26 protein-coding genes and 1 pseudogene are annotated in these 23,775 nt (G+C 69.3%); 13 read left to right on the top strand and 14 right to left on the bottom strand.

The window, feature by feature from the left end:
- Positions 1-297: transposase (locus tag BMZ82_RS24875; protein ID WP_143098898.1), on the top strand; the 297-nt coding region annotated here is incomplete at its 5' end.
- 53 nt (positions 298-350) lie between these two features.
- On the opposite strand, the gene BMZ82_RS24870 is transcribed toward BMZ82_RS24875, so the two are convergent.
- The 4 genes from BMZ82_RS24870 to BMZ82_RS24860 all read right to left on the bottom strand — a co-directional run bounded on the left by BMZ82_RS24870 (position 351) and on the right by BMZ82_RS24860 (position 4,323).
- Complete coding sequence (locus tag BMZ82_RS24870) at positions 351-1,424, bottom strand: M14 family metallopeptidase (protein ID WP_177244648.1); 1,074 nt, start codon at positions 1,422-1,424, stop codon at positions 351-353.
- A 10-nt stretch (positions 1,425-1,434) separates the two neighbouring features.
- Positions 1,435-1,749 carry a hypothetical protein gene (locus BMZ82_RS40855; RefSeq protein ID WP_177244647.1) on the bottom strand — a complete coding sequence of 105 codons (315 nt, stop codon included), beginning with the start codon at positions 1,747-1,749 and terminating at the stop codon, positions 1,435-1,437.
- Positions 1,750-1,843: 94 nt separating this feature from the next.
- Entirely contained in the window at positions 1,844-2,587 is a 744-nt protein-coding gene (locus tag BMZ82_RS24865) for a TetR/AcrR family transcriptional regulator (protein WP_093779447.1), read from the bottom strand.
- Between the two features lie 596 nt (positions 2,588-3,183).
- Positions 3,184-4,323, bottom strand: coding sequence for a lytic polysaccharide monooxygenase auxiliary activity family 9 protein (locus BMZ82_RS24860; RefSeq protein ID WP_093779445.1), 1,140 nt, complete (start codon positions 4,321-4,323; stop codon positions 3,184-3,186).
- 274 nt (positions 4,324-4,597) lie between these two features.
- On the opposite strand from BMZ82_RS24860, the gene BMZ82_RS24855 reads away from it, so the two are divergent.
- The 3 genes and pseudogenes from BMZ82_RS24855 to BMZ82_RS39585 all read left to right on the top strand — a co-directional run.
- Positions 4,598-4,882: a hypothetical protein gene (locus BMZ82_RS24855; RefSeq protein WP_093779443.1), complete on the top strand. Its 285-nt coding sequence runs from the start codon at positions 4,598-4,600 to the stop codon at positions 4,880-4,882.
- Positions 4,883-5,239: 357 nt separating this feature from the next.
- Positions 5,240-5,515 carry a hypothetical protein gene (locus BMZ82_RS24850; RefSeq protein ID WP_093779441.1) on the top strand — a complete coding sequence of 92 codons (276 nt, stop codon included), beginning with the start codon at positions 5,240-5,242 and terminating at the stop codon, positions 5,513-5,515.
- Between the two features lie 78 nt (positions 5,516-5,593).
- A pseudogene (locus BMZ82_RS39585) lies at positions 5,594-5,671 on the top strand (IS5/IS1182 family transposase); the annotation flags it as partial.
- 26 nt (positions 5,672-5,697) lie between these two features.
- Here BMZ82_RS39585 and BMZ82_RS24845 read toward each other — a convergent pair.
- Positions 5,698-6,816, bottom strand: a complete 1,119-nt coding sequence (locus BMZ82_RS24845) for a fatty acid desaturase family protein (protein WP_093779439.1) — start codon at positions 6,814-6,816, stop codon at positions 5,698-5,700.
- A gap of 7 nt (positions 6,817-6,823) precedes the next feature.
- Positions 6,824-7,879 carry a ferredoxin reductase gene (locus tag BMZ82_RS24840; RefSeq protein ID WP_093779437.1) on the bottom strand — a complete coding sequence of 352 codons (1,056 nt, stop codon included), beginning with the start codon at positions 7,877-7,879 and terminating at the stop codon, positions 6,824-6,826.
- Positions 7,880-7,965: 86 nt separating this feature from the next.
- Here BMZ82_RS24840 and BMZ82_RS24835 point away from each other — a divergent pair, with 86 nt between their 5' ends.
- Positions 7,966-9,105 (top strand): PucR family transcriptional regulator, encoded by a 1,140-nt coding sequence (locus BMZ82_RS24835; RefSeq protein WP_093779435.1) that lies wholly within the window; start codon positions 7,966-7,968, stop codon positions 9,103-9,105.
- 98 nt (positions 9,106-9,203) lie between these two features.
- Here the strand turns inward: BMZ82_RS24835 and BMZ82_RS24830 are convergent, their stop codons facing one another.
- Positions 9,204-9,479 carry a hypothetical protein gene (locus tag BMZ82_RS24830; protein ID WP_093779433.1) on the bottom strand — a complete coding sequence of 92 codons (276 nt, stop codon included), beginning with the start codon at positions 9,477-9,479 and terminating at the stop codon, positions 9,204-9,206.
- Positions 9,480-10,087: 608 nt separating this feature from the next.
- Between BMZ82_RS24830 and BMZ82_RS24825 the strand changes: the two genes are divergently transcribed.
- Positions 10,088-10,750: a hypothetical protein gene (locus tag BMZ82_RS24825; RefSeq protein WP_093779431.1), complete on the top strand. Its 663-nt coding sequence runs from the start codon at positions 10,088-10,090 to the stop codon at positions 10,748-10,750.
- A gap of 353 nt (positions 10,751-11,103) precedes the next feature.
- Positions 11,104-12,294, top strand: coding sequence for an RHS repeat domain-containing protein (locus BMZ82_RS24820; protein ID WP_093779429.1), 1,191 nt, complete (start codon positions 11,104-11,106; stop codon positions 12,292-12,294).
- 639 nt (positions 12,295-12,933) lie between these two features.
- Here the strand turns inward: BMZ82_RS24820 and BMZ82_RS24810 are convergent.
- Entirely contained in the window at positions 12,934-13,242 is a 309-nt protein-coding gene (locus tag BMZ82_RS24810; RefSeq protein ID WP_256252081.1) for a hypothetical protein, read from the bottom strand.
- Positions 13,243-13,672: 430 nt separating this feature from the next.
- Between BMZ82_RS24810 and BMZ82_RS24805 the strand changes: the two genes are divergently transcribed.
- Both BMZ82_RS24805 and BMZ82_RS40295 read left to right on the top strand, forming a co-directional pair.
- Positions 13,673-14,236 (top strand): RHS repeat-associated core domain-containing protein, encoded by a 564-nt coding sequence (locus tag BMZ82_RS24805; protein ID WP_093779423.1) that lies wholly within the window; start codon positions 13,673-13,675, stop codon positions 14,234-14,236.
- A gap of 505 nt (positions 14,237-14,741) precedes the next feature.
- Positions 14,742-15,302: a hypothetical protein gene (locus tag BMZ82_RS40295; protein ID WP_143098902.1), complete on the top strand. Its 561-nt coding sequence runs from the start codon at positions 14,742-14,744 to the stop codon at positions 15,300-15,302.
- Here BMZ82_RS40295 and BMZ82_RS24800 read toward each other — a convergent pair.
- Positions 15,252-15,854 (bottom strand): HutD family protein, encoded by a 603-nt coding sequence (locus BMZ82_RS24800; protein ID WP_093779421.1) that lies wholly within the window; start codon positions 15,852-15,854, stop codon positions 15,252-15,254. The genes BMZ82_RS40295 and BMZ82_RS24800 overlap by 51 nt on opposite strands.
- A 945-nt stretch (positions 15,855-16,799) precedes the next feature.
- Between BMZ82_RS24800 and BMZ82_RS24795 the strand changes: the two genes are divergently transcribed.
- From BMZ82_RS24795 to BMZ82_RS24785, 4 genes are all read left to right on the top strand, one after another.
- A complete protein-coding gene (locus BMZ82_RS24795; RefSeq protein ID WP_371271301.1) occupies positions 16,800-18,827 on the top strand; it encodes a SpoIIE family protein phosphatase in 2,028 nt (675 codons plus the stop codon).
- 68 nt (positions 18,828-18,895) lie between these two features.
- Entirely contained in the window at positions 18,896-19,252 is a 357-nt protein-coding gene (locus tag BMZ82_RS24790; RefSeq protein WP_093779465.1) for a PRC-barrel domain-containing protein, read from the top strand.
- Between the two features lie 45 nt (positions 19,253-19,297).
- Entirely contained in the window at positions 19,298-19,471 is a 174-nt protein-coding gene (locus BMZ82_RS40850) for a hypothetical protein (protein ID WP_177244645.1), read from the top strand.
- A gap of 108 nt (positions 19,472-19,579) precedes the next feature.
- Entirely contained in the window at positions 19,580-19,984 is a 405-nt protein-coding gene (locus BMZ82_RS24785; protein ID WP_093779419.1) for a hypothetical protein, read from the top strand.
- 40 nt (positions 19,985-20,024) lie between these two features.
- On the opposite strand, the gene BMZ82_RS24780 is transcribed toward BMZ82_RS24785, so the two are convergent.
- The 5 genes from BMZ82_RS24780 to BMZ82_RS24760 form a co-directional block, all read right to left on the bottom strand.
- Positions 20,025-20,483 carry an SRPBCC family protein gene (locus BMZ82_RS24780; protein ID WP_093779417.1) on the bottom strand — a complete coding sequence of 153 codons (459 nt, stop codon included), beginning with the start codon at positions 20,481-20,483 and terminating at the stop codon, positions 20,025-20,027.
- A gap of 134 nt (positions 20,484-20,617) precedes the next feature.
- A complete protein-coding gene (locus tag BMZ82_RS24775; RefSeq protein ID WP_093779415.1) occupies positions 20,618-21,391 on the bottom strand; it encodes an ABC transporter permease in 774 nt (257 codons plus the stop codon).
- Complete coding sequence (locus tag BMZ82_RS24770; RefSeq protein ID WP_177244644.1) at positions 21,388-22,380, bottom strand: ABC transporter ATP-binding protein; 993 nt, start codon at positions 22,378-22,380, stop codon at positions 21,388-21,390. Before BMZ82_RS24770 ends, BMZ82_RS24775 begins: the two co-directional genes overlap by 4 nt.
- On the bottom strand, positions 22,377-23,504 hold the full coding sequence (locus BMZ82_RS24765; protein ID WP_177244643.1) for a TauD/TfdA family dioxygenase: 1,128 nt from the start codon (positions 23,502-23,504) through the stop codon (positions 22,377-22,379). Before BMZ82_RS24765 ends, BMZ82_RS24770 begins: the two co-directional genes overlap by 4 nt.
- A 46-nt stretch (positions 23,505-23,550) precedes the next feature.
- Positions 23,551-23,769, bottom strand: a complete 219-nt coding sequence (locus BMZ82_RS24760; RefSeq protein WP_093779409.1) for an MbtH family protein — start codon at positions 23,767-23,769, stop codon at positions 23,551-23,553.
- Positions 23,770-23,775 lie beyond the last annotated feature (6 nt).

Raw genomic sequence — 23,775 nt, 5'->3', positions numbered from 1 at the left:
GCATGGGAACTGTCCGGCGCGAAAGACGCCGTCGGTCACACCACGGTCATCGCCGACGGCGGTTACCGGGGCACCGGCCTGGTCATCCCGCACCGCCGCGAACCCGGCCAGACCGAACTCCCGGCCTGGAAAGAGGAACACAACACCTCCCACCGCAAAGTTCGCGCCCGCGTCGAGCACGCCTTCGCCCGGATGAAGACCTGGAAAATCCTCCGTGACTGCCGTCTCAAGGGCGACGGCGTCCACCACGCGATGCTCGGCATCGCCCGCCTGCACAACCTCACCCTCGCCGGCTGACGAAGAAACAGGCAGGCCAACGAACACGTCGAAGATCATTTACGGGACAACGCTTAGGTGGCAGCGGTCAGGCAGAACTGCGCCAGTCCGGCGTCGACGTCGAGGATGATTTTCTTCATCTCCGGCCACGGCGGGTGGAAGCTGTTCTTCCCCCACTCGACCGTGAAGCCGAGGACTTTACCGTTGTGTGACTCCACCAGGTGGCGCGCATAGGCGTAGTCGTCGCTGGTTCCGCAGGTCGGGTAGAGGTCGAAGGCGGGCATCGGGGTGTAGTCCTTTCCGCGTACGCCCTTCACCCCCTTACAGAACTGTTCCGCGAGCACGGCGGCGTCGTCGGTATCGGCCTTCGGGACGAACTCCCCGTACAGCAGGTCGTCGGCCAGTCCGCGCTTGCCGTCGAAGGCCGGGTTCTGGAAGTTCTTATTCGGGTCGAGGGACTGGCCGTCGTCGTCCCCCCAGACGAAGAGCATGTCCTCGGAGTAGCTGTGCACGTCGACGAACCAGCGGGTCCGCGGGAACTGGTCGAGCAGCCAGCGGACGTTGCGGGTCTCGGGCTCAGAGAAGGGCCTGGGGCCTTGGTACACCTGCTGGGGGTTGGCCGGGTCGGTCGAGACCCGCACCGGGGCGGCCGGGTGGAAGGCGGTCTCGAAGTCGAAGAGGAAGTCGTAGTTGCGGTTGATGTCGACGCCGACACCGGCCGGGTCGCCGCCGGACTGGGCCGGGTTGCGGTTCTTGCGCCACAACGGGTCGACGGTCTGGCTGTAATGCCGACCGTCCGGATTGACGAGCGGGAAGACGACGACGTCGAGTTCGTCGAGGATGCTGCGCACCTGGGTGGAGGTGAGGCTGGTACCGCCGTAGGTGAGACCGGTACCGTCGCGGTGGGCCTCCAACAGGTCGGCTGCGAGGTCCACCAAGATCTCGCAGCTGCCCCATTCGCGGGCGTGGACGCCGCCGATCAGCACGACGACGTCGTTGCCATCGCGCTCTGCCGTGCCGATCCGCAGGGCGTGAGAGGTCCGGCCCTCGACAGAAGGTTCGGGCAGTCCGATGAGCTCCGCGGCCGGGAACGCGGCGGCCAGACTGGTCACGGCCGACTCGACCTCGGTGATGTTCAGATACGGCATGATGTCCCTCCTAGGCTTCCGTGACCTTGAGGGCGAGCCCATGCGGAACCGCGTCCTCGGGAGCGAACCGGTCTCCCGCTCCGACCTCGGCCTGGCGGGCTCTTCCGGTGGCCGTCGCGTCCTCGTGGATCGTGACCGACACACCCTCGCGGTCGAGGGCCTCGGCCTCCTCGAGGGACACGTAGGCATCGACGCCGAAGCTGCCGTCCTCGCCTCGGCGGACCCGGCCGCCGACATCGGGACGGGCCTCGCGCAGGAGCGCGCGCAGGGTGTCGGCGTCCTTGGCCGTGACTCGGACGCGCAGGGTCGTGTACTCGGTGGACATGGCGGCCTCTTCCCGGGCGCCGTCGAGTTCACATCAGCGGTGTCGACGACGCACCTGCCGACGCAGGGATATGCCCGATGTGTACCTCGTATCCTCAGGGTGCGCTTCTGCCGTAGAACGCGTCAAGGGGTGCCTCGGGCATCCGGCCGAGCAGGCTGTCGAGACCTGCGATCAGTTCCTGCTCGACGTTGTACTCGGCCAGTCGCGGCATGAGGGCACGCAGTCGCGGGTACTCGGCGGCGGGCAGTCGGTGCAGCCCCAGGCGCAGCATGAGGTCCGGTTCGTCAGGGTTGTCGACGATCTGCCGGTTGTGCACGAGGAGACAGCCGAGAATCCAGGCCACGAACGCCCGGTAGATGGTCAGCGTGGCGGCTTCGTCGAAGCCGGCCCGGCCGAGCACGGCAAAAATGTGTTCGGTGAGCTGAAGCAGGGAGGCCGGGCGCCGGGCCACCGGCACGGCGAGCGGGCGCGTGGCCACCACGGACAGGATTTCGGGGTGGACGTGCACCACCGCGGAGAAGGCGCGCGCGATCCTGCACAGTTCTGCGCGCCAGGGCAGCTCGGTGCATTCGGCGTCTTGAGTCGGCCGGATCTCCTCGGACGTGGTGCGCAACCGGTCGTTCACCTCGCCGAAGAAGGCCTCGACCAAGCCGTCGACGAGCGCTTCCTTGCCGGCCGTGTAGCGGTAGATGGCCATCGGCTCCACACCCAGGTCGGTGGCGAGGCGCCGCATGGTCAGCGCTGCAAGCCCTTCCCGGTCGACGAGTGCGACGGCCGCGGCAAGCACCAGTCGACGGTTCAGGCGCCCCCGTCTTTCCGGGCTGTCCCGCTCCACCATCTGCCTACTCCCACCCGAGAGGCATACAAAGCAAATATCGTACGTAATTCTACTAAATATCTTCGTGCAGTCGCGAATCCGAGTCCGAGTACGCCGTCGGCATGGCCGTGGGCGCACCCGTGACGGCCGCGCCGTCGCGCTCGCGGCGTTCCTGCCGCGTTCGTCGTCGTGCACGTCGTCGGCACCGTCACGTCGGACTTCTACCTGCTGTTCGGGACCCGGGTCGTCGCGCGATCTTCAACGCCGGTCGGCTCGCTCCGACACTCTCGCGCCCGGGTTTGCGGCCGGCGCCCGTTGACGGGCGGCACCGTCCAGGTCGCGCAGGGTGTAGGCGTCGGCGTCCGGCAGCCCCAGGGTCTTCGCCGTCGGGCGACGGGCTGGGCGCTGCCCGACTCGTTGAAGAGGGCGACGACCCCGGAGCCTGCCTTCTGCCATAGCCCGCCCGAATTGAACGGGCTGCCGGCCTCAAGGGGTGGAGGGCCACTGCGTGCGGCCCGCCCCGGCGTGGCGCCGGGGCGGAGTCCGGGAGCGAGGAGTGTGGGCGTGACCGAGTCCGGTTTTCGGCACGCCGGTTCCATCTGCGGCTCCCCGTCAGATCATTCGAAGACGACGTCCGAGACGGACACGAAGAACTCGCCGGTCATCTGCTGCTCCTGGTCGACGTGGTCGCAGCACCTCTCCGGGTTGCCGGTGGTGCAGACGCCGCCGTGCCCGCCCCAGATGTTCACGATCGCGTGTCGGCCCGTCTTGCGTCCGGCCAGCGCCTCCGTGGTCCATGCCTGTTCGGGGTTGCGGCCGTGGACGACCACCATGAACGGGGTCGGCTCCAGGTCGGTCCAGGACAAGGGGGCTGAGGCGTTCCAGCCGTCCTTGGTGACGAAGAACTGGTACGTCCACGTCGGTCCGGTGTGGCTGGCGGTGTGCTCGTAGGCGAAGGTGAGGTCCTTGGCACCCGCGTCGAGGGCGGTGGTGGGCCAGTCACCCACGAGGTCCAGGCCAGCGAAGCGGGGGTTGCCCGCGGAGGCCACCTTGCCGTCGTCGCTGCCGGTGCTGAACTTCCGGTACTCCAGGTAGTGGCCGTGCCGGTTCCACGGGTAGTCCGCGCACATCCGCTCCTTGCCGGGAACGACTTCCGCCCACCACACGTCCGGAGCGCAGGCCGCCCGGACCTGGTCACAGAATGTGCTCGTGCAGGCGTGACCCCCGCCGCCCTCCGCGGGCTTCAGGGCGAGCACGGAGCGGCCCGGCGGGTCGGCCATGTTGCCGTGCCTGGGCTGCGCGACGTCCCCGCTGCGGTCGTCGGACACCGCGACCGGGATCGGCTGGTACGGGTCGTCGGCCCGGCCGGGCACGGTGCACTCCTCGGAGAACGGGCTCCAGGTGCCGTCGCCGCGCCGGGCCCGGATCTTGACTCGGTAGGTGTCGCCCGGATCGGTTCCCAGCGTGACCCAGTGGTTGGCGGCGAGTTTCCAGCCACCCCACCAGGCCGGCCAGTCCAGATAGAGGGTCTGGGCGGGCTGGCCATTGAGCCACACCTCGTACTCGTGCGGGTACGGAGCCCGGCCGTCGTCCCAGTCCGGCGGGGTGGTGTCACCGCCGGAGTTGCCTCCGGTGGTCCATCGCAGGGAGATGCCGTGGAGGATCTCGGAGCCGTCGGCCCGGTAGGTCGTGGCGGCCGTGAGGTCCTTCGGGTCGTAGTAGTCGCCGTTGACGGGAGTACTGGAGTTGGGGGTCACCCGCAATCACCTCGGACTTTCAGCGCAGCGGAAAGCTGACAGAGAACGGAAGGGTGCTCCCCCAGTCCCTCACCCCCGGCTCCCTGAAGCCACCCGGATTAGCCCCAACGGTTGACGTTTCAGGCGGGCAGAAGAAGGTCCGACGCGCACGCCACGGTCCTGCCCAGGCAGGTGCCGCCCCAGGGCTGCGCCGCAGAGCGACGAGGTCCCGAAGGACAATGGCCTCTCCCAACGTGATCAGCGTTCAGGGAAATTGCCGTGTCCGGTACACCAGATGAGCCCCGACTTCTCCGGCCTGGACGAGGGCGAGGATCAGCAGGCGGACATCGTGCGGGAGGTGGTGGGCCACCACGCAGCCGGTTCCGAGGGCACGTCCGGCAGTTTCGTCAGCCGACGGCAAGACGCCCCGGTGAGGGAAAACGGCCTCGGCGGCCCGCAGGCCGTCGTAGGTCAGCTCGCGCTGGAGGTCGCGCTGGAGGTCGCCTGCGGCGGACGCCGGTGGGCAACCAGGGGGCTATTTTTCGAACATGTGGACGATAAGATGAAGAGCCGCAGGTGACGGTGACCCTGTCCGGCGGGCGCGCGGTCGAGGGTCGGCTGCTGGCCCGCCGCCGGGAGGCGGACGGCATCTGGGTCTACCGGGTCGGTCTCGACGGGCCGGGACTACGCCGACGTTTTCATCGAGCGGGCTCCGACGTGGGTCTTCGAGGCCCTGCGGCACGGCCGCGCCGAGCGGCGCGCCGTCGTTCTGCACACGGGCGCCGACGGGTGGGTGGCGAAGGGCCGCCTCACCCCCGCGCCGGCCGACCAGGTGAAGCTCTTCCTGCGGGAGCGCTGGGCCACCGCGTGCGAGGCTGCAAGCCGGACCCGTGACCGGGCGGACCCGCCCGGTGTGTTCCGAACGTAGGTCCCGGGCATGAGCGAGCAGGCGATCCTGATGCAGGGTCCGGCGGCCGGCCGGGTCGTCGAGGTGAAGCTGAACGGGAACGGGTGGCCCCCGGACCACCGGGCGGTGGAGTCCGTATCGCAGGAGCGGGTCGTCGTCGCCGAGTGGCTCGGTCCGCTGGGGCCTGAGTCGGAGATCTGCCTACGGACGTTCCGGAACTGGAACCACGACGAACCGGCGAAGGACGACGAGGGGCGCTGGTGCTTCGTGTGGCGAGACCCACGCGACCCGAACCGTCCCGGCTGAGGCCGACACCGGCCCCCGTCCCCCCGCTGGCCCGGCGGACCAACCACGCCCCATGGTTCCCGGATGAGCTCACATATGGCCGACCACTCGGCCAAGCACCGCCGGCACGGAGTGAACGTCCAGGTCGTCACCGACCCCACCCGTGAGGTCCTGTGGGATCTGAACCAATACCGGGAATCAGGTCAGGCCGCGACGAGTTCCTGCTCGCGGTCCGGCGTCTTGACCTTGGGCTTCTTGTTCGGCAGCGAGAGCCGGAAGACCTTGCGCCACGCGGAGAACACCTGCTTGGGCAGCGGTCCGGTGACGTACTCCAGCTCATACTTTTCGAACAGCGCGCGCACCTTCACCGCGACCTCGGCGTACCGGTTGCTCGGCAGGTCCGGGAACAGGTGGTGCTCGATCTGGTGCGACAGGTTGCCGGTCATGAAGTGCATGGCCCTGCTGCCGCTGATGTTCGCCGACCCCATCATCTGGCGCAGGTACCACTGGCCGCGCGTCTCGCCCTTGATCGACCGGCGCTCGAAGACCTGTACGCCCTCGGGGAAGTGCCCGCACATGATCACCGAGTGGGTCCAGATGTTGCGGACCAGGTTCGCGGTGAACGTGGCGGCGAGCGTGGTGAGGAACGACGGGCCCGACAGCAGCGGGTGGATCACGTAGTCCTTGAGCACCTGCTTGCGGATCTTGCGGCCCACGGCCTTGGCCCGCGCGCGGAACTCCGGGTTGTTGCGGCGGCGCTTGCGCAAGTTCTTGGCGAGCTCCAGGTCGTACGCGGCGATGCCGTACTCGAAGAAGCAGGCGTTGATGAAGTTCCACAGCGGCTGGCCGAGGTGGAACGGGTGCCACCTCTGGTCCTCGTCGACGCGCATGATGCCGTAGCCGAGGTCGTTGTCCTTGCCGATCACGTTGGTGTACGTGTGGTGCAGCTCGTTGTGCGAGTGCTTCCACTGCTCGGACGGCGAGGCGTGATCCCACTCCCAGGTGGTGGAGTGGATCTTCGGGTCCCGCATCCAGTCCCACTGGCCGTGCAGGACGTTGTGGCCGATCTCCATGTTGTCCATGATCTTCGCCACGGACAGACCTGCGGTGCCGATCAGCCACGCGGGCGGGAAGATCGAGAACAGCAGCACGCCCCTGCTGACCAGCTCGAGCTTGCGCTGCGCCGAGATGACCTTGCGGATGTAGGCGGCGTCTTTCTCGCCGCGGTCGGCGATCACCTCGTCGCGGATCGCGTCCAGCTCGCGGCCGAGCTCCTCGATCTGCTCCGCGGTCAGGTGGGCGGTGGGGTCGGTGGCGGTCAAGGTGTTCCTACCGTTCGATGTCGCAGGGGCCCGCGGCGGCGGACACGCAGGTCTGGATGAGGACGCCCGGTTCGGCCTCGGTGATCTCGCCGGTGCGCAGGTCGCGGACGGCGCCCGCCTTGAGCGGTGTGACGCAGCCGAAGCAGATGCCCATGCGGCATCCGGAGGGCATGAGCACGCCGGCCTCCTCGCCGACGTCCAGCAACGGTGTGGCGCCGTCCGCGTCGACGGTCTTGCCGGTGGTGCTGAACGTGACCTCGCCGCCGTCGCCGGCGACTGCGATGCTGGGGCGGAAGCGTTCGGTGTGCAGGCGCTCTCGGACGCCGTGCTCGCTCCAGTGCTCTTCGGCGGCGTCGAGCAGGCCTGCGGGCCCACAGGCCCAGGTCTCGCGCTCGGCCCAGTCGGGCACGAGTTCGTCGAGGCGGGCGATGTCGAGCGTGCCGTCCGTGGCGGTGTGCACCTCGGTGAGCCGCAGCTTCTTGTCCGCGACCAGGTCGTGCAGTTCGGCGCGGAAGATCACGTCTTGCGCCTGTGGTGCGGAGTGGACCATGACGACGTCGTCGAACTCGGTGTCGCGCAGCATGCCCATCACGGGCGTGATGCCACTGCCGGCCGTCAGGTAGAGCACCTTGGCGGGCTTGGCCTGCGGCAGCACGAAGTCACCGGTCGCCTGGTCGAGCTGGATCAGCGTGCCCGGTTTCGCCCTGCGGACCAGGTGGTTGCTGACCTTGCCGTCCGGGATCGCCTTCACGGTGATCGTGACGCGGCCGTCCCGGCGGTTTGTCGGCGAGGTGATGGAGTAGGCACGCCACAGGCGCACCCCGTCGACGTCGACCCCGATCCGCACGTACTGACCGGCCGTGTGGCCGCGCCAGCCCCGTCCCGGTCTGATCACGATGGTCGCGGCGTCACCCGTCTCGGGGTGCACGGCCTCGATGCGCCCACGCAGGTCGGCGCCCGCACGCAGCGGGCTGACCAGGTCGAGGTAGTCCGACGGCAGCAGCGGCGTCGTGACCATCTCCAGCAGTTTCCACGCCCTGCTGCGGAGCGCTGTACTCGTCATGACTCCAGCCTGATGCGCCTCAGGGCGTAAAGTCTTGTCCGTAGGACGTGAATCCGGTCGACTGAATTGTTCGCAGGGAACAAAACATGGGGCATGCAATCCGGAGGGCCAGCGAACTGGCCCTGGATGAGACGACGGTCGCCGCACTCCGGGCCGCGCTGAAGAGCACCGCCGACGAGGTCGTCCAGGCGATCATCGACGAGGTCCCTCCCTACGCCAACGCCCTTTCGGGCCGCATGGGCGGCACCATCCGCCGAGCCGTCCGCACCGCTCTGGGGCACTACCTGGACCTCGCGAGCGGGAACGCCACAGGCGGCGACGCCGGTGACGCAGCCTACGAGCTGGGCCGCGGCGAGGTCCGGGACGGCCGTTCGATGGACGCCCTGCTCAGCGCCTACCGTGTCGGCGCCCGCGTGGCCTGGCGGTGCCTGGCAGCGGGTGCCGTACCCGCAGGTCTGCCCGCCGCCGAGGTCGCCAAGTTCGCCGAGCTGACCTTCGCCTACATCGACGGGCTCTCCGCCGCGAGCGCCGCGGGCCACGCCGACGAACTGGCCGCCCGGGGCAGGGCCCACGAGCGCCACCTGGAACACCTGGCCCGCGACCTCCTCACCGGCGCGAGCCCGGACGTGCTGCTGGCCTCTGCTCAACGGGCCGGATGGCAGCCCCCGGTTTCACTGACCGCGGTCCTGCTGCCCGCCGCCCAGGCCCGGCCTGCCTACCACGCGCTCGACCCGAGCACCCTCGTCCTCGACGATCTGCCGGACGCCACCGGTGTGCTGCTCGTCCCCGACGCCGACCGATCACATCTCTCGCGGCAGTTGACCGACCGCACCGCCGTGGTCGGCCCGGCCCGGCCATGGACTCGAGCGTCCGCCTCGTACGCACGGGCCGTACGCGCCCGCTCCCTCTCCGCTGATATTCGCGACACCGAGGACCACCTGCCCGAGCTGGTGCTGAGCGCCGACGTGGACGCGTTCGCAGACCTGCGTGCCCGAGCCCTCGCACCGTTGAGGACCTTGCCTGCCGCGACCGCACGGCGGCTGGAGGAGACGTTGCGGGAGTGGCTGCTGCACCAGGGCAGGCGGGACGAGGTGGCGGCGGCGTTGTTCGTCCATCCCCAGACGGTCCGGTACCGGATGTCGCAGTTGCGGGAGCTGTTTCCGGATCTCGCATCGCCACACCGGGTCCTTGAGTTGACGCTGGCGGTCGGTCTGCGGGTGAGCTGACGCGTACTTCGACCGTCCATGTAGGCACCGGAGCGCTGGTCCTTGCGGGAAAGTCAAGATTCTCGACAGAGTCACTCATTGATGTCGCCCGGGATCCCTCACCCGGCCTCTGCCCCAGTCCGGCGAGCCAGGCGGAACAGGACCCGGGCGTACACGAGGGTCGCCGCCGTGATGATCGTCGGGATGACCGCCAGCGCGAGTATGCCCACCAGCGCGCGGCCGCCTTGGGCGGGTGCGAAGAGTCCCCGGTCCTCGTCCAGCAGGAACCGGTAACCGAACCACGCCCACATCGCCAGCGACAGCAGCATCCACCCGATCGACCACTTCTCGATCCGGTGCCCGTCCTGGCGGAGCTGCTCTGCGTCTGCCGTCATCTCTCTCCTGCTTCACTGGTGATCAGTGGCCAGTTCATCACAGCGCATACGTGCCGACGGCGCCGGTCCCTCGCATGGCGCTGCCAGACGGGGTGGTCGGGCTTTCGAGGCCCAGCGGGTGGCGAGGAGCGGCCCGAGGATGCCGGCCAACGCGAAGGCGGGAACGGGAGATAGCCCGTGAGGTTGGATGACGTCCCCGTCAGGGCGGGGATCGCGGCCGCGGTTCGTCACGGATAGGGGGCCTCGTGGCACGGAGCGGGGGGGCCGACGTCCTCGCGGGAGACCGTGAAGCGGAACATCCAGCCGTCGGGGGCAACGAGGATGCGTGCCTTGACGAGCCGAAGAGTGGGCCGCGATGTCGGGCGTGGAGCCATCTGTCGGCGACTTCGGGGTCGCCCGTGGCAGCCTCGCGGCGGCCGTCGCGAACTTGCCGACGACCGCCGTGCCGACCAGGCCATCCGCAGCGCTGTCTACGACGTTTAGGGAGCGCTCCCTGTGGCCGCCCCGCCGGATGGCGCGGGTGCTCCCGCCCGGGCACCCCGCCCGGAGTGCGGAATTCCCGGTAGGGCAGCATCTGCTCAGTTATCGCCTGCCCGTGAGAGGTCGTCATGCGCTCCACCCGCCGCGTCGCTTCGCCCGCGCTGCTGGCCTGCCTTGTTCTGGCGGGCTGTTCGTCCGTCCCGCCGAGTACGTCGGACCCGTCGTCACGCGGGGCTGCGGCGCCGGCCGCGTCGGGTGCCGCGGGCGGGGCCCGGTCGATCGCGGTGGGAGCCGGCCCGCAGAAGAAGTACACGGTGCAGCAGCAGCCGGCGGCGGGCAGCTGCCACTACCGGCACGAGAAGGGGGAACCGCTGGAGGACCCGAAGTGCACACCGGGCGCGATCTCTCCGGCCGTCACGCAGACGAACCTGAAGTCGACGATTTGCCGCAAGGGTGGCTACACCTCCGGCGTGAGGCCCTCCACGTACGTGACAGGCAAGGAGAAGAGGCTCAACGCCGCCTCCTACGGCTTCGCCGGGAACATGAGCGACGCCGAGTACGACCACTTGATCAGCCTGCAACTGGGCGGCGACCCCAACGACTACCGCAACTTGTGGGTGGAGCCGGCCGACCCGGGCCACAAGAAGGGCAGCGGGGTCAACAACTCGAAGGACCCGGTGGAGACGAAGCTGCACACCGCGGTCTGCGCCGGCAAGGTCACCCTCGCGCAGGCGCAGCAGGCGATCGTGACCGACTGGACCACCGCGCTCGCCACGCTCGGCCTCAGCTGACCCGGGGCCGCTCGGTCGGCCGTACGTGGTGCGCGGGCGGCGGCGTCGGGCCGGGGTGCGTCCGGGCTCGTCGCAGTGGCACCCAAGCGGGTAAGAACGTAGCTGGTCGGGACACGGACATACGGAAGGGCCCGCACCATGGAATCCGCCATGCGAGGCGGGCCCGCCGCCAGGCCGGAAAGGCGAGGAAGACCCTCGTCAACGAGGAAGAGCCGCGGACACGGTGGCGACCGCACACGCCGCAGCCGGCAGGGCCTCACCGCCGTGCAGGGCGTCGCTGTCCCGCCCTAGGACTGACCGCAGCCGCCGACGGCACCCAACTCCTGGACACCTACGGCCCCGCCCACCAGGCCATGGCCTCGGGCAGCCTGCAGACCATCCGTACCCACACCCACCAGGTCTACGACCAGAACGCCCCCAACAGCGACAAGGACGCCGACGGCGATCCCTACGACCTGGTCACCTCCCAGACCGTCAGCGCCGGCCTCGGCAGCGCCGTGCCCGGCACCGACGACGTCGACGCCCGTACCACCGCCTACCGCTACAGCAGCGGCAGCGACACCACTGGCTGGACCGTCCACAGCCCGCTCCAGACCGTCAACGGCCTGGGCAAGGCCACGACCGTCGCGTTCAACGAGAACGCGGGCCTCCACGGCGGCGAACCACTGGTGATCTCCAGCAGCCAGCCCAGCGACACGGCCGGCACGGGGGCAGGCACGACCAAGGTCGTCTACTACACCGCCGGCGGCAACTCCGCCGACACGGACTGCGGCAACCAGCCCGCCTGGGCCGACCTCGTCTGCAAGACCAGCCCCGCCGCGCAGCCCGGCACCGCCCAACTGGCCGGCCTTCCCGTCACCAAGTACACCTACAACACCTACCTCGAGCCGCTGGCCAAGACCGAGACCTGGACCGCGGCCGACAACAGCACCTCGACCCGCACGACCACGACCACGTACGACTCCGCCGCACGCACCGTCGGCAGGTCCATCACCACAACGGGCACCGGCACGGGCGCGGCGCTTCCGGCGACGAAGACCGTCTACGACTCCGCGACCGGCCTGCTCACCGACACCGACAACGTGGACACGGGCGGCGCGGTCACCGCGGACCTCAACACCACCTACGACGACTTCGGCCAGATCGGCAGCTACACCGACGCCACCGGAGCCGTCACCCACTACACCTACGACCTGGCCGGCCACCCCACCGCCCGAAGCGACGTCCAGGGCAGCGCCACCCTCACCTACAACGGAGGAACCAACCACACCGGTGGCATGACCTCCGAGACCGACTCCCTGGCCGGAACGTTCACCGAGACCTACGACCCGGACGGCGACCTGACCACCGAGACCTACCCCGGCGGGACCGTCGCCACCTACCAGTACGACGGTACGGGCACGGCCACCGATCTCACCTACACCAACCCCAACTGGGCCACTTCGCTCTCCGACAGCATCGACACCAACGCGCAGGGCGACTGGGTCGACCACAACAGCCTCAACAGCACCCGGTCTACGCCTACGACGCCGCCGACCGCTTGACGAGCGTGGCCGACACCCGGGCCGGCCAGTGCACGACCCGCACCTACGGCTACGACGCGGACTCCAACCGCACGTCCACGGCGGCACCCAGCTCCGACGGGACCTGCCAGACCAGCGACGCGACCACGGTCAACCACTCCTACGACGCCGCCGACCCGACTGACCGACACCGGCTACACCTACGACACCCAGGGAGACATCACCACCACCCCCTCCCCGGACACCGGAGGTTGCCGGTCAGACCAGGAGTTCGGAGTTGTACTGGTCGGGCCGGGGTAGACGCGTTCGCGTTCTTTGCGGGTGTGGAACGCAACTGCGCACGGCACTCCTGGACGTCGCCGAGCGCATCATCACCCCGATCACCACGCCCCCAGCCAGGACGAAGGCCACCCGAGCTCGGACTCCTTCGCCCTGGAAGCGCTCGGACGCATCTCTCTCAGCGTCCTGCACACCGAGGACGGCGTGCGCTCGTCGTCGGTACCGGGCATCGCCGCAGCCGTCATCAGGTTCACCGAAGAGATCCTCACCGAGGACCCAGAGGACATCGCGGACACCCTGGAGCAGATGAGGGCCGCCCCCTCGGGCCAGGTCCGCGGTGCGCACCCCGCACCTGATGCGCACCGGATCCGGCGTTTCCTGCTACGTCGCCTGCCGGCCGTCAAGTTCCCGCCGGGCGGCGAGCGCCCTCGCCAGCACCTTGGCCCGGTAGGGATTCGCGGCGCTGAGGGCCGTCGCCACCGCCACCGCCTCGTCCAAGAGGGCCAGCCGTTGCCCGGGCAGCTCCCGCACCAGCGGCAAGGCACTGGCCTCCACCAGGACGTACGCCAGCTTCGACCCGTACACCTCCGGCTCGGCCTGCGTCAGCAGGCGGTAGATCCACAGCCCTTCGACGCCGCGCACCACCCGCCGGTTGGCACCGAGCAGCTTGACCCTCGCCTGCAGAACCATGTCCTGATCCATCGATCCCCCTTCGTTCCCGCACCCCCCTGCCCGCCCCGTCACGCGACGAGACAGCACAGCGAACGTGTCGGCAGCCGGGAACGGATGCCGACACGGACGTCGGAGAGTGGATGACGACGAGTCTGCGGGCGGACCAGCACCTGCGACAAGTCCGAACGGACGTGCGCTCCGTCCTACCGAAAACCGCCTCCGAACAGGCATGATGGATCTGACACTCACTGAGGACCGAGCCCGCACCCCTGGGCGCGCGCAGCGGAATCCGCGCATCGTGCGTGGCACCGACGACGGGGATGCAAACCGCAGGCAGTACAGGGCAGTTCCCCTCGGAGGAGTCGCCCATCTCACACAGGAATGCCGGATTCCAAGTGAACCGTCAGGCCCGAACGACCGCATTGATCCGATTAGTTGAGCCACGCAGTTGCAGAACAACGGCACCGACACGGGTGCGAGGCACCTGCCGAGCCCGGTTCGCGACCGCGAGGGCCGCACCGGCCGCGGCGTGGACAAACCGAGCAAGGCCCAGGCCCTGGCCAGATACCTGGTAACCAGTTGGAGGACCGCGTCGCCGGTGGCGCTGGTGGTGATGGCCAGCCCGCCCGAGAGGTCGGAGAAGACCCCCACCGCCACGGTCCAGCGCTACGACGGGTACGGCGACCCGCAGGACGCCGCAGTCGCCGCAGCGGAGTACGGATCCCTGGGCGCCTACCAGCGCGCCACCGACGGCGCGGCTGGGTACACCCTGACGGGTGTCCGCGTCTACGACCCGACCACCGGCCGCTTCCTCCAGGCCGACCCGGTCTACGGCGGCAACGCCTACGTCTACCCTGCCGATCCGATCACGCAACTGGGCACCAGCGGCAGTCGACTGAACTATCGCGATCAGCAGAAGGCGACGAAGAACTACACGCTCCATCTCAGGCGATCTTGCACTGGACATTCCAAGTGCAGTATCACTTGGGCTCTGCGATTGAAGAGCATATAGAAAAGGTACGGTGCCGTGAAACTGGTGTTCGGCATCACCATTCCGGGCAAGTAGATCGTGAAGAACCAGAGCTACGGCCACGCGGAGGCAGGTGATTACCTCTTCCACACCTCCTGGGGGTTCCAAACGGGAGAGGCGGAACGGAGTCCGATCGGGGGAAATGCAGCGTAGTGGGCATCACGACATGGTTCGACTGGACGGACAATGAGGAATGGGCTGGCACCGTCACCGTTCAGAACATTTGCGTGAGGAATCCGAGGCTGAGCATCTACACACCATTCACCTGAGGATCCCCAGTTCGATCCAAGTGATCACTTGAAGTAGCATATCGCCGGAAGGAATCCCTTCCGGCGATATGCTATTTTGTGGGCTGAACTTTCAATGAGTGAAGGTGAATCCCATCAGGGGGTTGGCGACGATGTCGAATTTTCCGGACTGGCGGGATAGGATGCTGCAAGCTGTCTGGCGGCAAGGAGAGTCCGTCCCGGGGGAGGTGCTGACCTGGATGTCCGAGGTGCATGCCGAATTCGGAGAAATGCCCGAGGATGAGTTCTGCGAACTCTGGACCGAGCGAACCTTTTCCATGGCGAGATCAGCCTTCAAGGTGACCGAAAAGTCCGTTTTTGACGGAACAGGGAAAAGGATCACCGGAGACGAGTTTGACTACGTCAATTATTTTCGCGACCCGGATCTCGGACCGGTCGGCGTAGTCCGCTTCAAGTCCACGGAAGTCTCGACGCCGGATTGGACGGAGGTTCTGGGCGTCGTGGCGGAAGGGGTGCAGGAATTCGTCATGGATTATTACTCAACGGTGTGGCCTGTCTGTAGCCTGCACACTTTCGGCCTGCACGTGGATTACGTCCATGGTACCGCGGTCTGGAAATGTAGCGGCGGGCCTGCAGGCGGCCACGTGGTAAAGGCGGTTGATCCAACATGCCCCAACCACCTGCGTCACCGCGGGTCAACGGCACGCAGTCACCGCAACAACGATGCAGCCTCACCGGCGTCCCCACGATCAGCGCGCCGCGGTGATCCTGATCTCGGCCACTGTGCCGGCGCCCCGTAGGGTCAGCGCTCCCGGGCCTTCGTGGCGTACGCAGTCAAGACGGCCGAGTGGCGTCTCCCGCCCGTCCGGTCCGCCGACGGCGATCCCCTCGGTGACCGTCATGACGAGCAGGGTCTCGCCTGCGGCGCACGCCGTCTCCGCTCCCTGTCCGGCGACGACAGTGACGATCCGCACTTGTGCCGTCGCCCGGCCCCTGCGGGTCATCACATTCATATCGCGCACCGCGCCCGCCTCCAGCCGACAGTCCGTGGCCGCGTCGCCGGAGAAAGCGAAGGGGCTCAACGGTGCGACCGGATGCGGGGTCCCGTCCACGGTCAGCACCATGCCTTCGCCCTCGACCAGGGTGATCACGCGGTCGATCCCGGGGAAGGAGGAGAAGGAGCCTCCCGCGTCCACGTCCGCGACGCTCACCCGCCAGTCGAAGCCGTCCTCGGGCTCCGCCGGGGCCAGGGGCGCTTCCACGGCGCCCGACGCGACCTCCCGGGTCATACCGCCGCCGTTCTTCCACGGCATGCTGCGGTACTCGTCCCAGCGCAGAACATCTCCACCCATGCGACGCCGCCTCCTTCTTTCGTCGTCCGGCCGACCGCCTTCACCGGCGAAGCCGGGCCACCGCCACCGGGCCTGTCCGTCGTCAGGTTGTACGAGCGCGCCCAGCCACGTGATCACTGAGTCCGGGGCCAGCCTACGTGTCGGCCGTGCGCAAAGAGCCGGGTGCGTCACCCGGCGCATGGACCGACGGGTGGAGTCCCAAGGCCCGGAGCCAGGACCGGTTCTCCATCAGAACGCTCGGGGGCGGCATGGGCGAGATCGTCAATGGGCTTGAGCGAGCGCGCTGACCCGTCCCGGGCAAGGTGGCGACGCCGCTGTCCGTTCTCTGTTCAGGGCGGAGACGGGCTCCACGAAGAACTCGGTGTCTCCTTCGAAACCGCCCGGGCACCATCGACTGGAACCAAAAGCGGGGCGCCCCGGCAGTTGCCTGAACGCTGGACGGCTGGACGGGTCGCGGCCTGGCCGTGAACGAAATCATGCCTCCGTTGGAACAGAAGGTCAGCCGGTGGCCTGTGACCGACCTGCCGTCAGGCTCAGGAAGGAGCATGGAAGCTGATCGGATCCGAGCGCGAAGAGACGCAGGAGCGACCTGACCAGCCGCACGCCGAGGTGCACGGCTACTCGCCTTCACCGTTCCCTCTCCTGCCGGCTCAACCCGAACGATCCTCTTCACCACAGCTCGCAGTCAGCGCAGCAGCTCCCGCCCGGCAACTATCGTGCGCAGCCTCCTGTTCACCTGCCGGATGTCGTCGGCCAGGCCCTTGGTGGCCCGTCAAAGCGAATCCGCCCCGCACCAACACGACGGCCGGTCCAGTCCTGGCCTCGGCCTCGGTTGCAACACCAGCCAGCTCCAGAGCTGGTTCTGACAGCTACTGCCTTCTCGGAGATCACCGCCGATCCCGATCGTGCGGTTATATGATGAATTCTCCTCGAAGGGAGGGTCAGGTGGTCGAACAGCCCCTGGGGGCTGTCGGGTACGCGGGTGTGCTGCGCGAGCTGCTTCCGATCGCGCTGTGGCGGGAGGACGCGCACGGCCGCATCGTGGAGTGGTCGCTGGCCGCCCAGGATCTGCTCGGGTTCCGGCCGCAGGACGTACTCGACCGGCCCGCGTCCGCCCTGCTGGTCCCCGAGGGCAACCGTGAGCTGGCCGACCAGCTCACGGACCGTGTCCAGGGCGGGGAAACCGTCGTCGGCACGCTGTCGGTGCGCCACCGCGACGGCCATCAGGTCACGATGGAGACGTGGATCGTGCCGGCCACCGACGCGCAGGGGCGGCCCGGAGCCCTGCTGATCGCCGTGGAGACCTCCGAGGTCCTGCGCATGCGCGATTCCCTGGCGGCCCTGGAGAGTCTCTTCGGGCAGTCCCCCATCGGTCTGGCCACCCTCGGTACCGATCTGCGCTTCCTGCGGGTCAACGACGCGCTCGCCCGGATGAACGGCGTCCCCGCCGCCGAGCATGTCGGCAGGCGGTTGACGGAGGTCGTGCCCGGCGTCAACGCCGTGGCGCTGGAGAAGACGATGCGCGAGGTGCTGGAACAGGGCGCGGCCGTCGTCGACGTCCGCCGTACCGGTCGCACTCCGGCGGACCCCGACCGGGAGCGGACCTGGTCGTGCTCGTACGCCCCCCTGCTCGACGGTGCGGGCCGGACGCTGGGTCTGATCGCGTCCCTCATCGACATCACGGAGAGCCAGCAGGCCGAACGGGACGCCGAACGCGCCCGCCGCCGCTTCGCGCTGCTGGCGGAGGCCGGCACCCGGATCGGCACCACGCTGGACCCGCGGCAGACCTCCGAGGAGATCGTGCGGATGCTGGTGCCCCAGCTCGCGGACTCCGCCGACGTGCAGCTTCTCGAAGAGGTCATCGCGCCCGACGAGTCCACCGCCGCCACGCACGGCGTGGTCCGGCGGATGGCCGCGCTTTTCCCCGACCCGTCCGCGCCGACGGCGAAGCTGCTCCCGGGCATGACGTCCCGGATCTCGCGCGGCTCCCTCTACGAACGCGTCATCGCCGACGGCCGTCCCACCGACCTCTACCGGTCCGACGTCCCGGCGCTGGTCACCGATCCCCGCGCCGACGAGCTGCGCGCCTACCTCATGAGCCTCGGCTCCGCGCGGCTGGTCCCGCTGGTCGCCCGGGGCAAGGTGCTCGGTGCGGTCGTGGTGACGCGGCTGCGCAGCCGTGAGCCGTTCGACGAGCAGGACTGCGTCCTCATCGACGAGCTGGCGGCGCGCGCCGCCCTGAACATCGACAACGCGCTCATGTACACCCGGCAGCGTGCGGCGGCCCTGACCCTGCAGCGCAGTCTGACCAACAGCGCGCTGCCCGACGTCCCCGGCCTCGAGCTCACGGGGCGCTATCTGCCGGCCAGCGAGCACGACGTCGGCGGCGACTGGTTCGACGTCATCGCGCTGCCCGAGGAGCGGACCGGGCTCGTCATCGGGGACGTCATGGGGCACGGCATCCACGCCGCGGCCGTCATGGGCCAGCTTCGCGCGGCGGTGCGTACGCTCGCCCGGCACGGCATCGATCCGGCGCGCATGCTCAGCTCGCTGGACGCAGTCGTGGCCGACATGGGTGAGGACCAGATGGCGACCTGCGTGTACGCCGTCCACGATCCCGCCACCGGCGGATGCCTCGTGGCCCGGGCCGGTCACCCCCCGCCGGCCGTGGTGACGCCCGGCGGGGCGATCACCTTCCTCGACGGCTCGCCGGGCACCCCGCTGGGGACGGGAGAACGGCAGTTCGAGACCGAGGAGGTCCCGTTGCCGCCGGGGAGTCTGCTCGTGCTGTACACCGACGGGCTCATCGAAGCCCGCGACCGGGACCTCGACCAGGGCCTCGACCGGCTCGCACGGGCGCTACGACACCCTGGGCAGCCGCTCGGGGCACTCTGCGACGGCGTCCTCGAGCAGATGCTGCCGTACGCCGCCCAGGACGACGTCGCGGTGCTGATGGCCCGACCGCAGCCGTAGCGTGCGGGAAGGACATCGGAAGCGTGGATAGGGGGTACCCGCGCTTGCGGAGGTACCTCATGTCCGAGATGTTCGAGGCCGGCGACATCCGTGAATGGCGCGGTCACGCCGTGGTCGACCCGCGGGGGCACCGGATCGGCGTCCTGGAGTCGGTCTACGTGGACACCGGGACCGACAGGCCCTGCTTCGCCACCGTGACCGTGGGGCTTCCCACCCGTCGCCGCCTGGTGTTCGTACCGCTGCTCGGGGCGACGGTCGGTCCGGGCTATCTGAAGGTCGCCCACAGCAAGAACGCGGTGCGAAAGGCCCCGGCGATCGACGTCGACGGCGAGCTGCGCGCCCAGGACGAGTCGAGGGTTTTCGCACATTACGAACTGGACTACGCGCCGGGTGCCGGCGGCGAGCGACGCCTTGCCCGCCGCTGAGACATCGGGACCCGTCGAGACCCGCCGAGACCGTCGGGAGAGCCAATGACCCTGTTCCTGTTCCTGATCCTCGTGGCCCTCGTCCTGGGCATCATCGGATTCGCGGTGCATGGGCTGTTCTACCTGCTGATCATCGGCGCTCTCGTACTCCTCGCCGATCTCTTCTACGTCGCGATACGTTTCCGCCGCGGCGGAGGCAAACACCGCGTGACCCGCTGACCGCCTCTGCGGCAAGCCGTACGGCGTAGCAAAACAGGGCCGGTCGACGGTGGTGTCCATAGGTTCGAGGCGACGGCCCACGAGTGCTTGCCTCGAAAGGAACGGCTCATGCGGATACATGCCGGATTCGCCGCCGCGGTGACGGTGATCCTCACCGTCGGACCGATTGCGGGCCTCGCACACGCCCGGTCCGATCTGGATTGCAGCGACTTCGCCTTCCAGGAGGACGCCCAGGCGGAGCTGGTCCGCGATCCCGGTGATCCGAACCGGCTGGACGAAGACCAGGGGGCGGACGACGGCATCGCGTGCGAGGCCCTGCCTCGCCGTAGCGCTGTGACCTCAACGGTGTCGCCGGTTCCGACACGCGGCGTCCAGGGTGGCGTGGGCGGGAGCACGGATCCGGCGGACTTCGCACGGCCTCTGGGGGTGGGCCTGACCTTGGGCGCGCTGGGGATCGCGGTCGGCGGACTGGCCCGTCGCCACCGGCGGTCGGTCGGGTCCCACAGGGGTTGATCACCCACTCGCCGCCGAGCTCCTCGACCAGATCGCCGTGTCAGCGCGGCGTGGTCGCCGCCTCGGTCGCCGTCTTGATGCGGATGCCGAAAGCGGCGGCGTCCTTGCGGGCGGCGGTGAGTGCGAGGGCGACGAGGAGTTTGCCGAGGCCGTGGCCTTCCAGCACGTTGAAGATGCGGACCCTGGTGCCGCCGGTGGACAGCGGCTCCAGGTCGTAGCCGCCTTCGCGTACCGTCACCATGTTCTTCGAGACCTCGGCCCAGCGGATCTTCCGCGGTGCTTCGAAAGCGGTGATGCGGAATTCCCTGGCCGTCTTCATCCCCGCGTCCTTGACCGTGCTGCGGAAGACGGTGCCGACGGTGGTCGGCGCGTCGGGGGTCCGCTCGATCCTGAGCACGCGGGGGCTGAACTGGGGATCGTTGCGCCCGTCGGCGAGGTAGGCGAACACCTCTTCGACAGCCCGGTCGACCTGGACCGTCGCTTCGAACTGTCCTGACATGAGCACTCCTCGTCGGTCGAGCACACACACGCGCGCGGGCCACGCCGTACCGCCGCCCCTTCCGTCGTAGCGGTACCCGCGACCCCATGGGACCACCGAACGTCACCGTCGGCAACGGCATGGCCGTCGGGCGCTCAGCCCCAGTAGGCCTTGCTCTCCCCCGCTCGGAAGCGGGCCGTGGTCAGGAGGGCGAACACGGTGGTGAAGCCGAGCAGTGCGGCGACCGGGAGCGCCACGTCGGCCAGGCCGCCCTGCTCCAGTACGACCGCGTGCAACCCTCGCATGGCCCAGTAGGTGGGGAAGGCGGGGGCGACGGTGTCCACCCAGGCCGGCAGGGCCGACAGCGGGACGAGGGCTCCCCCGAGGGCCGCGAACGCGAGACCGCAGACGCCGCTGATCGAGTTGAGCTGTTGGGACGTACGGGACACGGCGGTCATCAGGGCACCGAAGGTGCACAGGCACAGCGCGGTGGCGAACAGTACGAGGATCAGGGCCGGCCAGGAGCCGGAGACCCGGAAACCGAGCAGGGGCATCGCGGCGACGAACAGCCCGAGCATCTGCACCAGCGACATGACCACCCAGGGCGACACCTTGCCCACGACGATGTCGAGGGTGGACGCGGGGCTGGCCCGGAGCCGGTCCCAGGTGCCCCAGCCGTAGTCGCGGAAGAACGCGAAACCGGGGCGACCTGCGCCGAGCGCGGCGAAGGCCACCGCCATGCCCGGGACGGCGAGTTCGGCGCCGTCGGCGCCGACGGCGCTGGTGGTCGGCACGGCACTGCTGAAGAGGCCCTGGGTCAGTGCCGCGAGCACGATCGGCATCGCGATCCCGAACAGGGTCGAGGCCGGCATGGTGCCGATGATCCGGAGTTCGTGGCGCATGATCAGCACGCCGGCGCGGCCCGTCACGACAGCTCACCGCCGGTGCCGTAGCGCCGCCCGGTGAGGGCGAGGTACACGGTCTCCAGACTGGCCTGGACGATCTCCACGCCGCGCAGCCGCCGGGCGTCCTCGCCCAGGGCGGGGATCGTCGCCGCGACGGTGGCGGCCGGATCCGGTGTGGCGATGCGCAGCAGGTCACCGTGGCATTCGGCGAAGCCCTCGCGACCCGGCTCGGCCACCACGAGCGGCGCGGGCCCGGCGAACCGGAATTCCACCGTGGGGGTGGAGTGCCCGGCCACGAGTTCGCGTACCGGACCGCGTGCGATCACGGTGCCCGCTTCGAGCAGGACGACCGACGCCCCGAGCATCTCGACCTCTTGGAGATAGTGGGTGGAGTAGATGACCGCCGAGCCGTCGGCCGCCAGTTCGCGTACGACGTCGAACAGGTAGCCGCGGGTCTCGACGTCCGCGCCCGCGGTCGCCTCGTCGAGCAGCAGCAGCTTCGGCCGGTGCAGCAACGCCATCGCGGTGTGCACGCGTCGCTTCTGGCCGCCCGAGAGCAGGCCCACCGGACGGTTGAGGAGTGGTTCGATGCGCAGCGCCCGCGCCACCTCGGCGATGCGCGCGGCGAGTTCCCGGCCGCGCAGGCCGGCCAGCTCGCCGAAGAGTCGCAGGTTGTGGCGCGCGCTCAGTACCGGGTAGACGGCCAGGTCCTGTGGTGCCAGACCTGTCATCCGCCGCGCCGCTCTGGGCTGCGCGAACGCGTCGAGGCCGGCGATCGTGACCGAGCCGGAGTCCGCCCGGCGCAGCCCGGCCACGATCGACACGAAGGTCGACTTGCCCGCGCCGTTCGGCCCGAGCAGGGACACGATCTCCCCGGCGCGGACGTCCAGGTCGATGCCGCGCAGAACGGCCACGTCACCGTAGGACTTGCGCAGTTCCCGCACTTCGAGCACCGGCCGGGTGGTCTCGTGCCGCGCTCGGGAGCCGGCGTCGACGAGGGGGCCTGTCGTCACGGGCGGCCCCCCGGCGGCAGCGGCTCGCACACCTGGGACCCGGCCGCCCGCAGGCCACGGGACAGGCGCAGGTCGGAGACCGCGAAGCAGCGCCGCAGCCAGCGGTCCCGGCCGTCGTAGCGGGGCCGGAAGTCGGTGCGGCCGTGTACGGCGGCCCGGTTGTCCACGACGATCAGGTCGCCGACGTCGAGCACCGTGCCCACCAGCACCGCGACCATGGCGTCCCGGAGTTCGTCGAGCGCCCGTGCCGCGCCCTCGCCGTCCGCTTCCATGGCGTGGAAGTCGGCGATCAGTTCGGGCTCGGCGTGCGGCCCGGACAGGACGGGCAGCGGCATCGAGACGGCGTCGGTGCCCGTGCCGGTTCCGGTGCTGGTGCCGGTTCCGGTGCTGGTGCCGGTTCCGGTTCCGGTGCCGGTTCCGGTTCCGGTTCCGGTTCCGGTGGCGCCGAACGAGCTGCTGTGGCGGATCCGGTACAGCGGCCGGCGCAGTGTCGCGACGCACTCGGCGGACAGTCGGGGCAGCGCCCGCGTGATCGCGCCGGACGTGGTGAACGCGCCGCGCTCGTGGTCGGCGCGCAGGCACAGCAGGGTGATGAAGTCCGGCTTGAAGGGGTGGAAGCCGTCCTCGGTGTGCAGTTCGAGCATCACGCTGCCGCTGTTCTCCTGCCGCCGCTCGGCGCCCCTGACCGGTACGACGTCCTGGACGAGGCGGCCGGACTTCTCTTCCGCGTAGGCGATGACGTCGCCGAGCCAGGACACCGTGGCGAGCTGGGCGACGGTGGCCAGCGGCAGCCGCGTCCAGTCCGGGGCGACACCGTCGGCGGGCGTCGGGGGCAGGTCGTCGTCGACGGGTACGTTCCGCACGACGAGGGTGCCGTGCGCGTTGCCCGCTCTGCGGAAGTGGCTGAGCGCCCGGGCCAGTCGCGGCGGGAGCCAGCGCGCCGCCAACTCGACGTCCGCGAGCAGGTCGGGGTCGTCGAGCAGCGCAGGGTTCGCGAGGCCCGCGTGCGGCAGCGCGTCGGTCACCTCGGCGGCGACCTTGCGGAACTGCTCGCTCTCCTGCGCCGTCAGCTCCAGCGTCACCTCCTCGACGCCGCCGAGGGCGAACTCCTGGTAGGTCGGCAAATCGGTCCTCCTCAAGGTCTAGATCTGATGCGCGTTCACCGACGCGTCAGGAACCGGCCCCGTCCATGGCCCGCGCCAGGCTCTTGGGGCGCATGTCGGTCCAGTGCTCCTCGACGAAGGCGAGGCAGGCCTCCCGCGTGTCCTGCTCGTGGGCGACCTCCCAGCCCGCCGGGACGTCCGCGAAGGACGGCCAGAGAGAGTGCTGGCCCTCGTCGTTGACGAGCACCAGGTAGGTGCCCTCGGAGTCCTCGAAGGGGTTCGTCATGGCTGT

Origin of the sequence: Streptomyces sp. yr375 (assembly GCF_900110755.1) — a bacterium.
Classification (GTDB): Bacteria; Actinomycetota; Actinomycetes; order Streptomycetales; family Streptomycetaceae; genus Streptomyces.
The sequence above is the reverse complement of the archived record's forward strand: the minus strand, read 5'-3'. Positions and strand labels throughout refer to the sequence as shown.

Excerpts from the sequence above, each read along its gene's own strand:
- BMZ82_RS24865 (WP_093779447.1), bottom strand. The coding sequence starts at position 2,587 with ATGGTGGAGCGGGACAGCCCGGAAAGACGGGGGCGCCTGAACCGTCGA.
- BMZ82_RS24825 (WP_093779431.1), top strand. The coding sequence starts at position 10,088 with ATGCGCTCCACCCGCCGCGTCGCTTCGCCCGCGCTGCTGGCCTGCCTT.
- BMZ82_RS24780 (WP_093779417.1), bottom strand. The coding sequence starts at position 20,483 with ATGTCAGGACAGTTCGAAGCGACGGTCCAGGTCGACCGGGCTGTCGAA.
- BMZ82_RS24855 (WP_093779443.1), top strand. The coding sequence starts at position 4,598 with ATGAGCCCCGACTTCTCCGGCCTGGACGAGGGCGAGGATCAGCAGGCG.
- BMZ82_RS40295 (WP_143098902.1), top strand. The coding sequence starts at position 14,742 with ATGTCCGAGGTGCATGCCGAATTCGGAGAAATGCCCGAGGATGAGTTC.
- BMZ82_RS24785 (WP_093779419.1), top strand. The coding sequence starts at position 19,580 with ATGCGGATACATGCCGGATTCGCCGCCGCGGTGACGGTGATCCTCACC.
- BMZ82_RS24850 (WP_093779441.1), top strand. The coding sequence starts at position 5,240 with ATGAGCGAGCAGGCGATCCTGATGCAGGGTCCGGCGGCCGGCCGGGTC.
- BMZ82_RS24830 (WP_093779433.1), bottom strand. The coding sequence starts at position 9,479 with ATGACGGCAGACGCAGAGCAGCTCCGCCAGGACGGGCACCGGATCGAG.
- BMZ82_RS24810 (WP_256252081.1), bottom strand. The coding sequence starts at position 13,242 with ATGGTTCTGCAGGCGAGGGTCAAGCTGCTCGGTGCCAACCGGCGGGTG.
- BMZ82_RS24820 (WP_093779429.1), top strand. The coding sequence starts at position 11,104 with ATGGCCTCGGGCAGCCTGCAGACCATCCGTACCCACACCCACCAGGTC.
- BMZ82_RS24835 (WP_093779435.1), top strand. The coding sequence starts at position 7,966 with ATGGGGCATGCAATCCGGAGGGCCAGCGAACTGGCCCTGGATGAGACG.
- BMZ82_RS24840 (WP_093779437.1), bottom strand. The coding sequence starts at position 7,879 with ATGACGAGTACAGCGCTCCGCAGCAGGGCGTGGAAACTGCTGGAGATG.
- BMZ82_RS24790 (WP_093779465.1), top strand. The coding sequence starts at position 18,896 with ATGTTCGAGGCCGGCGACATCCGTGAATGGCGCGGTCACGCCGTGGTC.
- BMZ82_RS24800 (WP_093779421.1), bottom strand. The coding sequence starts at position 15,854 with ATGGGTGGAGATGTTCTGCGCTGGGACGAGTACCGCAGCATGCCGTGG.
- BMZ82_RS24870 (WP_177244648.1), bottom strand. The coding sequence starts at position 1,424 with ATGCCGTATCTGAACATCACCGAGGTCGAGTCGGCCGTGACCAGTCTG.
- BMZ82_RS40855 (WP_177244647.1), bottom strand. The coding sequence starts at position 1,749 with ATGTCCACCGAGTACACGACCCTGCGCGTCCGAGTCACGGCCAAGGAC.
- BMZ82_RS40850 (WP_177244645.1), top strand. The coding sequence starts at position 19,298 with ATGACCCTGTTCCTGTTCCTGATCCTCGTGGCCCTCGTCCTGGGCATC.
- BMZ82_RS24760 (WP_093779409.1), bottom strand. The coding sequence starts at position 23,769 with ATGACGAACCCCTTCGAGGACTCCGAGGGCACCTACCTGGTGCTCGTC.